Below are 15,973 nucleotides of genomic sequence, written 5' to 3' on the forward strand. Positions count from 1 at the left end.
GATCGCCGGCGAACGGCAGCGCGGGAGCGCCTACTCCAGGTGGTAGAGCTCCTCCATGAACTCCCAGTCCCCGTTCTCGCCGAACGGCTTCATGTTGGGGCCGACCGCCGCCCACCACTCCTGGGTCCTGGGGTCCGCCGCCATCTTGGCCATGTCCGCCTCGTAGTCGTCGCCGGTGTACTCGTAGTAGGAGAACAGCAGGCCGTCGTAGTAGTAGATCGAGTAGTTCTGCAGGTTGCAGGCCTTGATCATCTCGTTGACGCCCTCGAACGGCGCGGCGTGGTAGGCTTTGTACTTCTCGTACCCCTCCTTGCCGTTCGTGCGGGAAATGGAACCGAAGCGCTGGATCTTGCCCATAGGAGCCTCCTTGATCGATGCGGACACAACCCCTATGTACCCATCTGCGCAGCTGACCTCGCGGCGCATGTGGCCGATCTCGCCGCGCACGGGCGCTCAGGGTCTGCACGACAATCGCACCGTGAATCATATACGTATAAGATTCTTATAAACGCGCAGGTACCAGAAAATCTTGTGCATAAAAATCCGTTCCAAACAAAACCCACCAAGAAGGAAGGTTGAGTTTGGTGCGATTTTTGAGTGCCGTTTCTCCCCACGCGCCACACCCTTCAACAAAACCGCAGGATTCAACTGGGCTTTTGTTGAAGGGTGTGGCGCCTGTGAGCGAGGGGCACTCAAAAATCGCACCAAACTCGATATACATGGTTTTTGACCTAGGAAATCCCTCGATCCACATACCGCCGACCGGCCTTAATCGTTACCGGGCCGCATCAGGAGCAGTAGCGCCAGTCCGGATCGGTGAGCGCCCGGGCGAGCCCCAGCCCCATCGGCAAGAACAGGATGATCATGATGGCGCGGATGATCCACTCCATGGCGTCCAGCGTCTGGAACACGCCCATGTAGTACACCGCCCGGTACATATACAGGCCGGGGACCATGATGACGATGGAAGGAACCGTGATGGAGATGCGCGGGAACTTCGTCTTGGTGCCGGTGATCGACGCCAACAGGCCAGCGCAGATAGCACCCGCGAATGCCGCCGCCTCGGGCGGCATGCCGACCAGGTCGACGAGCGTGAGGCGCAGCGTGTTGGCGATCGCGCCCACGACGCCCGCCGTCGCCGCCATCCTGTAGGTCGAGTTGAACATCATCGAGAAGCCGAACACCCCGACGAAACTCGCGACGAACCGCAGGGCGAACATGACCGGTGCGCTCAGGCCCTGCGCGGCGAAATCATCCGGATGCAGCTCGACCATCATCGCCACGAGCCAGGCCACGAGCGTCGCGACCACGATGACCGCGCACGCGTAGGCGAGGCGCTCGAGCCCCGAGCGGAAATCGAGCTTCGCGATGTCGAGCCCGCTCGTGATCAGGGGGAACCCGGGGATCACGAACAGCATGGCCCCGATATAGCCCGCCTCGTGCTCAGCCACGTCCTTCACCGCAAGCGACAGCAGCGACAGGCACCCCAGGTAAACCAGGCAGGCGACCGCGACCGACACGCCGATGCAGACGAAATGCGTGAGCCTGCGATCGAGCATGATGCGGCGCGTGAAGTTCCCGAGTCCCGCACCCACGAACGCGCAGCCCATCTCGATGGGCCCGCCGCCGAGCAGGAACACGAAGGCGGCACACGCGGCGGCAGACGCCAAGCCGACCGCCCACGGGGCATAGTTGCCCGGCGCGTGCTCGATGGCGTCCATGCGATCATGGAACGCGCGCACGGTCAGGGTGTCGCCGCGCTTCTGCACGTCGCGGACGAACTCCTCCATGAGCTGGATGCGCTCGGTGTTCACGCCGGTCGTATGGAGCGAAACGACCTCGGAGAAGCTGTTGTGCCCGTCGATGCACGTGCATTCGATCGTCGTGAGGCTCACCGCCGCCGAGACGGTGACGCCCAGGACGCCGGCGATCTTGTTCATGCAGTCGCGCACGCGCCAGCTGCCCGTGCCGCCCGCGAGCAGCAGCAGGCCCGCGCGGCAGATGATCGACGACTTGTCGTCGAGGTCGGCGCCGATGGCGAGCATGTCGTCGCAGTCGGTCACCTCATGCCAGGGCACCGCCATGTGGTTTCGATGGCGGATGCGCGCGCGGTGCACATGCGGCAGGGGCGCGTGCGCGATGGCTTCGCGAATTCCCGCGGCGGTCCGTTTCTGCTCGTGGTCCATGGGGCGCCTTTCGATGGGATGCACGGTTTACCCATGGTACCGTGCGGGCGCGCCCGCTTGAAAACAAAGGGGTGTCCAAACCGGACAAGCGGTGCGTTTTGGCGCGCGCAAGGGAGACGCCGGCAGGTCCCCTTCACGCCGGGCGCCCGCGTCCGCCAGGGGCTACGGGCGACCGGCGACCGCCCCTGCGCGGGCGGGCTTGCGCTCGCGATCGATGAACATGATGGCGAACGCCGCGACCAGAAGCCCCGAGCACACGCCGATGGCCATGTGCCCCAGGCGGCCGACGCACCAGTTGCCGAGCACCGCGCCCGCGGCAAAGCAGGCGATCAGACCGAAGTAGAGCAGGCCGTTTTCCAAAAAGCCGCGGTCGCGGTTGAGCAGGTAGTCGTCCATGTTCTGCATGGCGGAACGCAGGTTGCCGATGCACATGGTCGTGGCGATGCCGTGCCCGTGGATCTTCCGGAACGACTCGACCTGCATGCCGCACGCGAACGACGTCACGCAGTTCGCCGCGACATCGGGCACGATGAAGGCGACGGCGAGCAGGGCGGCCGCCTCGAGCAGCACGATGACCTGCCTCCAGTGCAGCGCGCTCGAAAAGCGGCAATGGACGAGATCGGCGATCACGATGCCCGCGGCGAACGCGAGCACCGGCAGCGCGTAGTGGACCATGCCGGCCCAATCGCCCTCGGAAAGATGCACGCCGCACAGCAGGATGTTTCCCGTTTGCGCATTGGCGAACACCCCGCCACGCGCCATGTAGGAATAGGCGTCCATGAATCCCCCGGCAAGGGCCATGATGACGCCGAGCTCGATGGAATCGGATATCTGACGTGCACGCTCCATGGCGCCCTCTCCCCTTCATGTCGAGCGGAGCGCCCCGCGCCCGCCCCGTCGTCTTGCGCCGCGATCCCACAGCGACGCGCCCGCTGAGCCGCACGACGAATCGAGCGGCCAGCAGAAAAGCGTAGCGTAATCGTGCGCACCCCGCGCAAAAACGAGATACGGTAATCGAATTGGTACAATTCGACACGATCAGAATCGCGCGATGCCCGTCACCGCGCAGGTAATGGATTGGAGTCCCCATGGCCGACCGCTCGCAGTTCCTTCCCGTCTCCCGCGCCGACATGGACGCGCGCGGCTGGGATGCCTGCGATTTCGTCTACGTCTGCGGCGACGCGTACGTGGATCACCCCTCGTTCGGCATGGCCATCATCACGCGGGTGCTCGAGGCGCACGGATACCGCGTCGGCATCATCTGCCAGCCGGATTGGCGCGACCCGTCAAGCATCGCCGCGCTCGGCGAGCCGCGCCTGGGCTTTTTGGTCTCAGCGGGCAACATGGACTCCATGGTCAACCACTACTCCGTCACCAAGCATCGTCGCCGAACCGACGCCTACACGCCCGGCGGCGTCGCGGGCGCGCGGCCCAACCACGCCGCCGCCGTCTACGGCAACCTCATCCGCCGCACATTCAAGCACGTCCCCATCATCTTGGGCGGCATCGAGGCGAGCCTGCGCCGACTTGCCCACTACGATTACTGGTCCGACTCCCTCAAGCGCAGCATCCTGCTCGATTCCGGCGCCGACCTCGTGCTGTACGGCATGGGCGAGCACGCCATCGTCGAGGTGGCCGACGCGCTCGCCGCGGGCCTGCCCATCGACCAGATCACGTATGTCGACGGCACGGTCTACCGCGTGAGCGGCGGCGAGCAGGCGCTTGCCGAGGTCTACGATTACGAGCTGCTCCCCTCGTGGGACGATCTCGAGGCCGACCGCCTGGCGTACGCGCGCAGCTTCGCCATCCAGTATCGCAACATGGACCACATCACCGCCCACCGCCTTGTGGAGCCCTATCCGCATGGGGTGTACGTGGTGCAGAACCCGCCGGCGGCCCTGCTTTCGACCGAGGAGATGGACGCGGTCCACGAGCTTCCGTACGCGCGCGCCTGGCACCCCGACTACGATGAGGCCGGCGGCGTGCCGGCGTTCTCCGAGGTCAAGTTCTCCATCACGTCCAACCGCGGGTGCTTCGGGGAATGCTCGTTCTGCGCGCTCGCGTTCCATCAGGGCCGCGCGCTGCAGGTGCGCAGCCGCGAGAGCATCATCCGCGAGGCGGAGGCGCTCACCCGCGATCCCGACTTCAAGGGCTATATCTCCGACGTGGGCGGGCCCACGGCCAACTTCTTCCGTCCCGCCTGCGACAAGCAGCGCAAACACGGCGTGTGCGCGAATCGCCGCTGCCTGTGGCCGAGCGTATGCAAGAACATGGTCGTCGACGAGGACGGATACGCCGACCTGCTGCGCGACCTGCGCCATATTCCCGGCGTGAAGAAGGTCTTCGTGCGCAGCGGCATCCGCTTCGACTACGCCATGGCCGACCGATCGGACAGGTTCCTGACGGAACTCGTCCAGCACCATGTAAGCGGCCAGCTGAGGCTGGCGCCCGAGCACGTGAGCGATGCGGTGCTCTCCATCATGGGCAAGCCCAGCCGTGCCGTCTACGACGCGTTCTGCCGTCGGTTCGACGACCTGTGCGAGCGCTACGGCCTGGAGCAGTACGTGGTGCCCTACCTCATCAGCAGCCATCCCGGCTCGACGATGAAGGAGGCCGTCGAGCTGGCGGAAGCCGTGCGCGACATGGGATACATGCCCGAGCAGGTGCAGGATTTCTACCCGACGCCGTCGACGATGTCCACCTGCATGTACTACACGGGCGTGGACCCGCGCACGATGGAGCCGGTGTACGTGGCGCGCGACCCGCACGAGAAGGCCATGCAGCGCGCCCTGATCCAGTACCGCAAGCCCGAGAACTACAAGCTGGTGCGCGAGGCGCTGCAGCGCGCGGGACGCACCGACCTCATCGGCTACGACCGGCACTGCCTGATCCGCCCCGTGCCGCCGCGGCCGGGCGCCGCCAAGGGCAAAGGCAAGGGCAAGGGCGCCGGCGGCAAGACGGGCGGCGGTTTTGCCGGCAAGCAGCAGGATAAGCGGGGCGGGAAGTTCGGCAAGGGCGGCAAGGGACCCTCCGGCGCCGCGCCGCACGGTCGCAATCGGGCCGCGCAGGGGCGCGAGGGCGCACGCGGAAGCAGAAGACGGCCATAGCGGACAGTTTTGTCCGTGCTGGGCGCCCGTTCGGCCATCACGTTGTTCACAGAGGACCTGCCGGGGCCTCGCGGGCCCAAAACCCCTTACGGCAACGGCGCGGGACGGTCCACAGCCCGACGAAACAGCCACAATCCCGCCCCGACCATAGCCGCCGACGCAGTGATGGCGAACACGACGCCTCCCGCCTCGAGCACCGTCGCGATCTCGTTGACGAAGTAGGCGCAGAAGTTGATGACCAGGTGCAGGCCCATGCTGGGCAGCAGGCTTCCGGTTTGCCAGACGAGCCAACCCGCGATCAGGCCCATGACCGTGGCATATGCGAACTGGGTGATATTGAGATGCAGGGCGCCGAACAGCACCGCCTGCACGATGTTGGCGAGCCAGAACGCGCGCGGCGGAACCGCACCGAGCGGAGGGCACGGCTGGCTTCGGGCCGTACGCCATGCGCGATCCCTCCAGCGGCCGGCCTGCTTGGGGCACATGGCGCGAAGGGCGAACTCGAACACCACGCCGCGACATGCGAGCTCTTCGGTCAGCGGAGCGCCGACCGCCAGGATCAGGACCGCCGCCACGGAGAACTCGTTCATGACGGGGTTGTCGGTCAGCGTATCGTACTCCGTCTTGACATCGGGAAACAGCGGCAGCAGCAAGCCCAGCGCATAACTGATCACCATCTGCAGACCTACTCCCAGCAGCACAACGGCAACCACCCCCAACGCGCGCGAGCGAGGGGTCCGTCTGCGTCCCTGCAGGAAGGAGACGGGCCGGACGCGAAGCCACCACGGAAGGACCACCGCGAACACCGCGAGCTCGGAGATGATCTGGACGGGGATGGCGATCTGGGCGGCAAGGGCGGCAACATCCGTCGTGGCCGTAAGCTGCAGCAACACGAGCGCGACCGCGAACGACCCGACGGCAATCGACACGAGCTGCGTCGCATACACGGCAAACGCCGCCCCGAGTGCGGCGAGCAGCCAGCGCACGGCGTTGACCACCGGCAACTCAGGCGTATCAGAGGGGCGCGGCATGGACAGTCGAGCATCGAGGGGCGAGACGGGGGCGCCGGGCACAGGGGCGCAACCCTGCCGGGACCGATCGTCCGATACGTGCTGCGGAATCTCGTTCATAGCTTCACCTCGCAAGCAGTATCCCCGCGCTCCCGCATTCCAAACGGCGAAAACGCGGCAGCATGCCATTTTTAAGGAAGCGCCCTATAGGCACACCCATGGGTTGGTTGGGGACGGGTCCGTTCCAACCCATGCCTGGCGTCGCGACGGTTTTTGCAGGAAGCTCGGACGAAATATGCATATCACTCGAGCAGACTGCAGAACCACGAGGTGAGTGGCCGTATCGTATTGGCCGTTATGCAGGATGTCCCCGCCGTTCCCGCAAAATCCGTCGCGACGGTTTTTGCGGGAAGGTGACGCGGCGGCCCGAGCGCCCCCCAGCAAGATGGGCCGTCTCCGCGCCTCTCGCGCCGCGCAGCCTCGCCCGAATCCACAGTTCGCGTCACGCTCCCGATCGATACAAAGACGGCCCGGGTCCTCGCTGAAGGACTCGGGCCGCAATGCGCATCGTCTCAGGCTCGCGTCGGCGCTTCCCTAGTGGCGAGAGCTCCTGCCGCCGCGGTCGCCGGGACGGCGAGACGAACGGTTTCGGTCGGAGGGGTGCTGGAATCCGCGCCCACCGCGGTTGGCGCCACCCTTGCCGCCGCGGCGCTCGCGCGAGCTCGGCTCATCGTAGTTGCGCCAGGTGTCGCGAGACGGGCGAGCCGGACGCGCGGAACGATCGTCGCGATCCTCGCGCCTCGCGCTCCCCTTGCGGTCGCGCGCGGAGCTGTGCGGCGAGCGACGGCCCTCGCGGGAGCCCTCGAATCGCTCGCGATGGCCGCGCTCATCGGCCTGCTCGGCGAACTGGGCGGCGTGGCGCTGGGCGCGATTGGCCGGAGCGGCCGCTTCGACCTCGGCGCGAGCCTCCGTGCGCACGCCCTCGTCCTCGCGGACGCGCACCTTGCCGGGGCGCTTGCGCGCTGAGGGACGGGACGCCTTCTCGGGCGCCTCCTCCTGTGCGGCGCGGGCCGCATCGCGGGCGGCGCGGCGGGCGATGTCGCGCTGACGGGGGGCGCGCTGCTTCTTCTCGCGGCGCTCGCGGCGCTCGTTGGCCTTCTTGGCCTTCTGGCGACGACGCTTCTTCTCCTTCTTGCCTGCGACGTGGTCGGCGGGCACGCGGTCGGGATCGACGCGGGGCGCGTCGGAGCCAAGATCGATGCCCTCGGCGTCGTAGAGATCCGCCGTTTTGCCCATCAGGGCCTCGATATCGAAGAACTCGTCGATATCGTCGCGGGTCACGAACGTGAGCGACCAGCCCTCCTCGCCGGCGCGACCCGTGCGGCCGATGCGGTGGATGTAGTCGGTCGGCTCCTCGGGCACGTCGAAGTTCACGACGTAGCGCACGTCGGAGATGTCGATGCCGCGCGCAAGCACGTCGGTCGCCACGAGCACCTGTACCTTGCCCTCGCGGAAGTCGCGCAGGGCGCGCTCGCGCTGGGCCTGGCTGCGGTCGCCGTGGATGGCGCCGCATTTGATGCCGGAGCGCTCGAGCCTGCGGGCGCAGGTGTCGGCGCGGCGCTTGGTGCGCACGAACACGATCACGCGCTCGGGGCCCTCCTTCTTGAGCACCGCCGTGAGCGCCCCGTTCTTGGCGTCAAGCGCCACCGGGCAGACGTACTGATCGACGGTCTCGGCGGTGGAGGTCACCGGGGCGATCTCGACGCGAGCGGGATCGCGCACCAGGTCGGTGATGGAGCCGACGCGGCCCTCGTCGAGCGTCGCGGAGAACAGCAGCGTCTGGCGATCGGTGCGGCACTTCTCGACGATGGCGCGCACCTGCGGCAAAAAGCCCATGTCGAGCATGCGGTCGGCTTCGTCGAGCACGAGCACGCTGACCTCGTCGAGATTCGCGGACCCCTGCTCGATCAGGTCGACCAGGCGGCCCGGCGTGGCGACCAGGATGTCGCAGCCGCGCGCGAGCGCCTGCTTCTGGGGGACGTAGCCCACGCCGCCGACGACGGTCACCGCGACATGACCCGTGCGGCGCGCGACGGCGTGGCACACGGTATCGATCTGCTGGGCGAGCTCGCGCGTGGGCGTGATGACGAGCATGAGCGGGCCGCGACCGCGCGCCAGGCGCTTGCGGCGACGCCCGCGCTCGCCCTTTTTCACGGGCGGGGCGACATGGTCGAGCTTGTCCATGAGCGGGAGCAGGAACGCGGCGGTCTTGCCCGTGCCCGTCTGGGCCGCGGCCAGCAGGTCGCGACCGGCGAGGACCTCCGGGATGGCCGCGGCCTGGACCGGCGTCGGGGTCTCATAGCCCATATCGGCAACCGCGCTCAGCACCGTTTGGGACAGGCCAAGGTCGGCAAACGTCGGGGAAATCTGTTCAGTTGTAGGCATAAATGCACAATCCATTCCGCACGGCGCAAGGCGCCGTGAACGTCAGACACGTAAACACTCTCAGCGGTTCGCGCCTATGCCTTCTGCGGCCGGTTTGCGCGATGGAGCAGGATCCGCCGACCGAACAGTATACGAACTGAGCAGATAAACCCTGTGGGAAAGCGATGGAAACACCCGAACACCACGAATGAAGCGCCCGAACAACTCCGCGAAGCGCGCTACGTCCGCTCGACAAGCTTCCCGCTGGCGAACCACTCGACATGGCCGCACTTCGCGCACGTGAGCGTCACGGCAGATCCGCCAGCCCACTCGACGCCGAACATCGAGGCGGCGCGTCCGTCAAGCAGCGCTGTGCTTTCATGGAAGCGCGTCCCTCCGCAATGGGAACACGTCACCGAATGTCCCGCCACCGTGTAGCGCTCACCCGCATCGTCGCCGTTCAACGCTTTGGAAAACTCGGAGAAAAAGCCCATGTCGACCTCCCATTCGGACGTGAGCGCGCAGCGCACGCGGAAAAGAAGCGCAGCCGACAGGCATGCCCGCCGGCTGCGCTTCTTGTACCCCTCGAGGGCGGGACGGAAACATCAGAATCCCGTTTATACCTGCGGAAACTCTATCCGTGCGCCATCTCCTCCCGCGCTGGGCAAACAATCTTAATCGTGCTTGCGACGGGTGAGCAACACGACACCGCCAGCGATGCACAGCGCGCCCGCGCCGCCGGCAACCGCCATACCCGCCAAGCTCGTATCCCCCGTCTGGGGCAGATCGCCCGGCGTGCGCGAAGTGTTCGACTCCATATCGGACGACTCCCCCTGGTCACCTTCGGAATCCGTCGGCTCATCTGCAGGTTGAGAAGGCTGCTCTTCGCCCGGCTCGGGGTCGGGCGTCGGTTCAGGCTCAGGCTCGGGGTCGGGCTCGCCCGTCGTCATCACGATGCGCCCATCGCCCGCAGGATCCGCGTACGCATCGGAAACCACGCCGCCCAGATTCTCGGAGAGATAGGTCATCAGCCCCTGGACGTCCGTCATGGCGTTTTCGAGCAGCACCGGGCAATCCTCGAACATCGTCATGCCGTCGCCGCCCTCGTGGAGCAGGTACCCGTGGCTTGCAAGCGTATAGGTGCGCGCGGGGTCGATCGGCTCGCCCGCCACGCACACGTCGCGCACGCGCCGCTCGCCCGCGACGCGCAGGAAGGCGCCGTGGTCGTCCACCTCGACCGACGAGGGGATATCGGTGCGCACCGCGTAAGTCAGGCCCGATACCTGCAGGAAGCCGCCGCTCGCCTCGGGATACTCGCTGACGCCCATCTCGAGCGCGTCCAAGATCTGCTGGCCGGTCGCCTCGACCATGCTGAGCTCGTTGCCGAACGGCTGCACCCCGTACAGGTCGTTGTTGGTGATCGGCCCGGCGTCGATCGACGAGCGCACGCCGCCGCCGTTGACGATCGCGATCTGGGCGCCGGTCGCCGCGCGGTACGCGTCGGCCACGAAATCTCCCATGTTGGTCTCGCCCAGGCGCACATACAGGCCCGCCTGCTCGTCCTCGCTCACCAAAGCGACGGCGCTCTCCCCCACGACGCGGTCGAGCTCCTCGGCGAGCTCGGCGTCCACGGCATCCACCTGCGCCTGGACGTCGTCGGCGGTCTCGGTGAAATCGGCTGCCGACGTGAGCTCGAAGCTCAGGACCTCGCCGTCCGGGTCGTCGGGATCGATGGTGAGCTCGCCCACCGCGGCGAGCTTGGTGCCCGTCTGGGCGAGCGGGACCTGACGGCCGTCCTCGTTCGCGACGCTCGTCACGTAGCTCTCGTGCGAATGGCCGTCGATGAAGGCGTCGATGCCGGTCGTATGGGAGATCACCGCGTCGCTCGTCCAGCGGTCGGTGATGCCGGAGCGCCCCAGATGCCCCACGGCGACCACGTAGTCGGCCCCCTCGGCGCGCGCGGCGTCAACGGCGGCCTGCACGCGCGCATAGAGCGCCTCGCCCGTCTCGTCCTCCGAAAAGCCGTAGATAAAGGTGCCGTCAGCGTCGGTGAACGATGCCGGCGAGGACTTGGTGAGCGTCTCGGGCGTGGTGATGCCCACGTAGGCGACCTTGAGCACGCCGTCGGCATCCCCTGCCGCCGGCTTCGCCTCGTAGGTCTTGACGGCGTACGGGGAAAACACCGGCGCGCCCGACCCGAGCTCCGTGAAGTTGCAGGACAGGTACGTGGCGTCGGACAGCTCGACGAGGCTCAGCAGGCGCTGCATGCCGTAGTCGTACTCATGGTTGCCAGGCACGGCGTAGTCGTAGCCCACGGCGTTCATGAGGCGGACGATGGCCTCGCCTTCCGTCAGCAGGCCGACCGGCCCGCCCTGGATGGCGTCGCCCGCATCGATGACGGTCACGTTGGCCTCGCCGTATGCGGCCTCGAGCCTATCGACCGCGGCGGCGACGCCCGCGTAGCCGAGGGCCTCTCCGGCAGATCCGTCGACCGCGCAGTGAACGTCGTTGGTGAACGCGATGGCGACCTCGTCGTCGACGCGCTCGGCGAACGCGCTCGACGGCGCAGCGATGCCGAGCAGGCAGGCGGCGGCTATGATCGCCGCGCGCACGGGCATCCTGCGGCGCGATCCTCTGTGTTTCGACATGGACATCCTCCTTAATGCAGACGAGAACCACTATAGGATGCGCGACGGGACGGAGGAGCCGAAAAAGAACGAACGCGACCCCACAAGAGCGAATGCAGACGGCGAGCGCGGCATCCGAACGCCTGACGATCTGCAACAGGGACTAGACACCCCCAGGGGGTGTAGGTGTATGATGGGCGCAGCAACCAGAGAGAAGGGAGCCGGCATGGCTCATGAGAAATTCGATGTGGGCGGCATGACCTGCGCGGCGTGCGAGGCGCACGTCAACAAGGCCGTCTGCAACCTCGCGGGCGTCTCGGACGTCTCGGTCAACCTCCTTTCGGGATCCATGGCCGTCGATTTCGACGAATCGCAGGTCACCCCCGACGACATCTGCGCCGCCGTCGATCGCGCCGGATACTCGGCGTCGCTCGTGGCGGCCCCCGCAGCCGCGGGTGCCGCGGCGGCTGGGCCGGGCGCCGCGCATCACGAGTCGCCCACCAAAAAGCTCGAGGCGACGGCCGCCGCGATGAAGACGCGCCTGATCACCTCGATCGTCTTCCTCGTCCCGCTGTTCTACATCGGCATGGGGCACATGCTCGGCTGGCCGCTGCCGGCGGTCTTCACCGACCACATCCACGCGATGACGCTCGCCCTGACCGAGCTGGTGCTGCTGCTGCCCATCCTGTACATGAACCGCGCCTACTTCATCAACGGCTACAAGTCGCTGCTCCACCGCGCGCCGACCATGGATGCGCTCATCGCCATCGGCGCCACGGCGAGCGTCGCGTGGTCGGTCTACGCCATGTTCGTCATGGCGGACCAGCTCGCATACGGCGACGTCCACGGCGCGGCGGCCACCGCCATGGACAACCTGTATCTCGAGAGCGCGGGCACCATCCTCACGCTCGTGACGGTGGGCAAGTACCTGGAGACGCGCTCCAAATCCAAGACCGGCTCGGCCATCGAGGCACTCATCGACCTCGCCCCCAAGACCGCGACCGTCGTCGATGCCGACGGCGGCGAGCAGACGGTCGACGTCGACGCCATCCAGGTCGGCCAGACGGTCCGCGTGCGCCCGGGAGAGTCGGTGCCCGTCGACGGCATCGTGCTCGAGGGCTCCTCCTCCATCGACGAGGCGGCGCTCACCGGCGAATCAATCCCCGTCGAGAAGAACCCCGGCGACACCGTGCATGCGGCGACCATCAACCGCACCGGCTCGTTCACGTTCCGCGCCACCCGCGTCGGAGCCGACACGAGCCTCGCCAAGATCATCCAGCTCGTCGAGGACGCCAACGCCACCAAGGCCCCCATCGCCCGCATGGCCGACAAGGTCGCGGCGGTCTTCGTGCCGGCCGTGCTGCTCATCGCGCTCGCCACGTTCATCGTCTGGATGGTCGTGACCGGCAACGTCAACGAGGCGCTCACCGCCGGCGTGGCCGTCGTGGTCATCAGCTGCCCGTGCGCCCTCGGCCTCGCCACGCCCGTGGCCATCATGGTCGGCACCGGAAAGGGCGCCGAGATGGGCGTGCTGTTCAAGAGCGCCGAGGCGCTCGAGACGCTGCACAACGTGGACACCGTCGTGCTCGACAAGACCGGAACCGTCACGCAGGGCAGGCCCGCCGTGACCGACATCCTGCCCGCCGTGCGCGCCGACGGGGGCTCCATGAGCGAAAAGCAGCTGCTCAAGCTTGCCGCCGCCCTCGAGAAATCGAGCGAGCACCCCTTGGCGGAGGCGATCATGGCGCTCGCCGACCAGCGCGGCATCGTCGCCCGCTCCGTCGCCGACTTCCGGGCGGTCCCCGGCCGCGGCGTGACGGCGCGCGAGGGCACCAACCCCATCGCCGCCGGCAACGCCCAGCTCATGGCCGAGCTCGGCATCGATGTCGACCGCGCCCAGCTCGAATCGTTCGCCCGCGCGGGCAAGACCCCGCTGTTCTTCGCCAAGAACGGGGAGCTCGCAGGCACGATCGCAGTCGCCGACGAGGTGAAGCCCACGAGTCCCGCCGCCATCGCGGCGCTCGGCCGCCTGGGCGTGAAGGCGGTCATGCTCACCGGCGACAACCGGCTGACCGCCGACGCCATCGCGCGCGCCGTCGGCCTCTCCGACGTGATCGCCGACGTCCTGCCCGCCGACAAGGAGCGCCACGTGCGCGAGCTGCAGGATTCCGGCCACGTGGTGGCCATGGTGGGCGACGGCATCAACGACTCCCCCGCGCTCGCCCGCTCCGATGTGGGCCTGGCGATCGGCACCGGCGCCGACGTGGCCAAGGAGGGGGCGGACGTCGTGCTCATGCACAGCGACCTGCTCGACGTCGCCCGCGCCATCGAGCTGTCGCGCGCGGTGATCCGCAACATCAAGCAGGATCTCTTCTGGGCGCTGTTCTACAACAGCCTCGGCATCCCGCTGGCGGCCGGCGTCCTGTACCCCGTTCTCGGCTGGCAGCTCTCGCCCATGTTCGGCGCGGCGGCCATGAGCCTGTCGAGCGTCTGCGTGGTCGCCAACGCGCTGCGCCTGCGCGGCTTTCGTCCCACAATCGCCGACGCGGCGAAGTAATATGATGCACGGAAAGCAAAGCGTTTTCGTGCAGGAGAGGAGCACATCATGAACTACACCATCAAGACCGAAGGCCTCCACTGCGGCCACTGCGACGCCTCCGTTGAGAGCGCACTGCTCAACATCGCGGGCGTGACCGACGCCGACGCCGACCACGAGACCAACACGGTCACCGTCGAGTGCGCCGACGAGGTCACGACCGACCAGCTCACGGCGGCCGTCGAGGGCGCGGGCGACAGCTTCAAGGTCGTCAGCATCCAGGCCGCGTAGACGGGGCCTCGCATGGTAGCCGATCGCGAGCGCATCACGCGCCTGCTCAAGACGGCACGCGGGCAGATCGACGGGATCCTGCGCATGGTGGAGGAAGACCGCTACTGCATCGACGTGTCGACCCAGCTCATGGCGACCCAGTCGCTGCTCGCGCGCATCAACGCCGACGTGCTCAAGGCGCACGTCGAGGGCTGCGTGCGCACGGCAATGGAGACGGGCGACGAGCAGGAGAAGGACGCCAAGCTCAGCGAGATCGAGACCGTCATCGAGAAGCTGGCGAAGTAGCCCCTCGCCCATCGACGCAACGTCCGCGCCCCGTCGCCATCGGCATGGTGACGGGGCGCATCCCGTCGGTCCCGTTTTCGACTCCATCGCATCAAACGGTGGTGAAATCGGGGTTTCGCCCACACAGGTATGAAAAAACAGGTACACTTTTTTGAGTTGTATCTATCTGCCATAGAAACGAGGCTCGGATCAATGCAGAATTTCATGAACGGCCGTCATGGCGTCGACGAGCTGAGCACCGCACTCGGTGGCCTGAGCATGGTGCTTGCGCTCATCGGCTCGATCTTCTCGGTCTCCTTCCTGGGCTGGATCGCCCTGATCATCGTCATCCTCGCCCTCGTGCGCGCCTTTATGCCCGAGAGCCCCGCACGTGACCATGAGAACCAGGCCTTCCTCGACGCGATCTCCAAGGTCCCGTTCCTGAGCGGCTTCGCATCCGGCAGCCGCCCGCGCGGCAAGCAGTCCGCCGCTGCCGCCGATTTCGAGCGCAAGAAGCGCACGGCGCAGAAGATGTGGGACAACCGCAAGACCACGATGTACTTCAAGTGCAAGAACTGCGGCCAGATCCTCTCCGTTCCCCGCGGCAAGGGTCGCATCCGCATCACCTGCCCGCGCTGCGGCACCAAGGTGGAGAAGAAGTCCTAGGGAACCACTGATCGATTGCTTTCTCGCATCGCACGCAAAAGGCGCCCCGAACCCAGCGGTTCGGGGCGCCTTTTTTGGGTCTTACGGAACCTGCGCGCGGCAACCGTCCCTATCGGTTGTTGCCGAAGATGTTCAGCAGGCGCATAAAGACGTTCATGATATCCAAGAACAGATTGCACGCCATGAAGACCGCATTGGGCAGCGTGGTCTCGATCAGCGTCGCCTGATGCATGTCGTAGCCGATGAAGCCACAGAACACCACGACGATCGCGATGTCGAGCCACGTCTGGTCGACGCCCATGAACATCATGACGAGCTGGACCACGAGCAGGGCGAGCAGCGCCACGGAGAACACGCCCATGAGCCGACGGAACACCTGCGGTATCACGAGGCCGAGGGCGCCGAAGACGACCGTGATGCCCGCCGTCGCGGTGAAGGCGGCGTTGACGGTCGGAAGGTCGTAGGCGCTCACCGCCATCGAGCACAGAAGCCCGAACGTGCAGACGAACAGGGCGTACCCGATCAGCGAGCGCACCACGGACTGGCGCTTGACCGCGCCGCTCATGATGACGATGCCCGCGATGCTTCCGACGAGGCTGATGACCAGGTACATGATGGGATGCCGCACCAGCCAGCTCATGAACGCCGGCGACGTCACGACATGGGTGCCGATCCCCATCACGCAGAAGCCTGCGAAGATGAGGCCGGCGATGACCAGGTTGAACATGCGCGGGCTGATGGCAGGCGCCGTCCGCTCGATGTGCAGCGGCGATACGTTGCGCTCGATCTCGTTCATGTCACCACATCCTTTCTATGCGCTTCCCCGCAGAAGGGCGCGGGGGCCCGATATAGCAAAAGGCCC

The 15,973-nt window shown here is 66.8% G+C and carries 14 protein-coding genes; 5 read left to right on the plus strand and 9 right to left on the minus strand.

What is annotated here, in order from left to right:
• Positions 1-30 precede the first annotated feature (30 nt).
• The 4 genes from QVN30_RS07480 to QVN30_RS07495 form a co-directional block, all read right to left on the minus strand.
• The gene (locus tag QVN30_RS07480; protein WP_147569688.1) at positions 31-357 is read right to left on the minus strand and encodes an L-rhamnose mutarotase; all 327 of its coding nucleotides are present in this window, start codon (positions 355-357) and stop codon (positions 31-33) included.
• 145 nt (positions 358-502) lie between these two features.
• Complete coding sequence (locus QVN30_RS07485; protein WP_289835967.1) at positions 503-721, minus strand: hypothetical protein; 219 nt, start codon at positions 719-721, stop codon at positions 503-505.
• A 67-nt stretch (positions 722-788) separates the two neighbouring features.
• Entirely contained in the window at positions 789-2,186 is a 1,398-nt protein-coding gene (locus QVN30_RS07490; RefSeq protein ID WP_289835968.1) for a threonine/serine exporter family protein, read from the minus strand.
• Between the two features lie 162 nt (positions 2,187-2,348).
• Positions 2,349-3,035, minus strand: coding sequence for a YoaK family protein (locus tag QVN30_RS07495; protein WP_204212457.1), 687 nt, complete (start codon positions 3,033-3,035; stop codon positions 2,349-2,351).
• A gap of 239 nt (positions 3,036-3,274) precedes the next feature.
• Between QVN30_RS07495 and QVN30_RS07500 the strand changes: the two genes are divergently transcribed.
• Positions 3,275-5,293: a YgiQ family radical SAM protein gene (locus QVN30_RS07500; protein ID WP_289835969.1), complete on the plus strand. Its 2,019-nt coding sequence runs from the start codon at positions 3,275-3,277 to the stop codon at positions 5,291-5,293.
• Positions 5,294-5,379: 86 nt separating this feature from the next.
• On the opposite strand, the gene QVN30_RS07505 is transcribed toward QVN30_RS07500, so the two are convergent.
• The 4 genes from QVN30_RS07505 to QVN30_RS07520 form a co-directional block, all read right to left on the minus strand.
• A complete protein-coding gene (locus tag QVN30_RS07505) occupies positions 5,380-6,423 on the minus strand; it encodes a CPBP family intramembrane glutamic endopeptidase (RefSeq protein ID WP_289835970.1) in 1,044 nt (347 codons plus the stop codon).
• Positions 6,424-6,897: 474 nt separating this feature from the next.
• A complete protein-coding gene (locus QVN30_RS07510) occupies positions 6,898-8,748 on the minus strand; it encodes a DEAD/DEAH box helicase (protein ID WP_289835971.1) in 1,851 nt (616 codons plus the stop codon).
• A 218-nt stretch (positions 8,749-8,966) separates the two neighbouring features.
• Positions 8,967-9,257 (minus strand): DNA-binding protein, encoded by a 291-nt coding sequence (locus QVN30_RS07515; protein ID WP_289835972.1) that lies wholly within the window; start codon positions 9,255-9,257, stop codon positions 8,967-8,969.
• Between the two features lie 144 nt (positions 9,258-9,401).
• Positions 9,402-11,375 carry a bifunctional metallophosphatase/5'-nucleotidase gene (locus QVN30_RS07520; protein WP_289835973.1) on the minus strand — a complete coding sequence of 658 codons (1,974 nt, stop codon included), beginning with the start codon at positions 11,373-11,375 and terminating at the stop codon, positions 9,402-9,404.
• Between the two features lie 205 nt (positions 11,376-11,580).
• Between QVN30_RS07520 and QVN30_RS07525 the strand changes: the two genes are divergently transcribed.
• From QVN30_RS07525 to QVN30_RS07540, 4 genes are all read left to right on the plus strand, one after another.
• Positions 11,581-13,911 (plus strand): heavy metal translocating P-type ATPase, encoded by a 2,331-nt coding sequence (locus tag QVN30_RS07525; RefSeq protein ID WP_289835975.1) that lies wholly within the window; start codon positions 11,581-11,583, stop codon positions 13,909-13,911.
• A gap of 48 nt (positions 13,912-13,959) precedes the next feature.
• Positions 13,960-14,181, plus strand: coding sequence for a heavy-metal-associated domain-containing protein (locus QVN30_RS07530; RefSeq protein ID WP_087200514.1), 222 nt, complete (start codon positions 13,960-13,962; stop codon positions 14,179-14,181).
• 12 nt (positions 14,182-14,193) lie between these two features.
• Entirely contained in the window at positions 14,194-14,466 is a 273-nt protein-coding gene (locus QVN30_RS07535; RefSeq protein ID WP_087200515.1) for a metal-sensing transcriptional repressor, read from the plus strand.
• 204 nt (positions 14,467-14,670) lie between these two features.
• Complete coding sequence (locus QVN30_RS07540) at positions 14,671-15,111, plus strand: TFIIB-type zinc ribbon-containing protein (RefSeq protein WP_239283358.1); 441 nt, start codon at positions 14,671-14,673, stop codon at positions 15,109-15,111.
• A 109-nt stretch (positions 15,112-15,220) separates the two neighbouring features.
• On the opposite strand, the gene QVN30_RS07545 is transcribed toward QVN30_RS07540, so the two are convergent.
• Entirely contained in the window at positions 15,221-15,907 is a 687-nt protein-coding gene (locus QVN30_RS07545) for a Bax inhibitor-1 family protein (RefSeq protein WP_289835976.1), read from the minus strand.
• Positions 15,908-15,973: the final 66 nt, after the last annotated feature.

The organism is Collinsella ihumii (assembly GCF_030385545.1).
GTDB lineage: Bacteria > Actinomycetota > Coriobacteriia > Coriobacteriales > Coriobacteriaceae > Collinsella > Collinsella ihumii.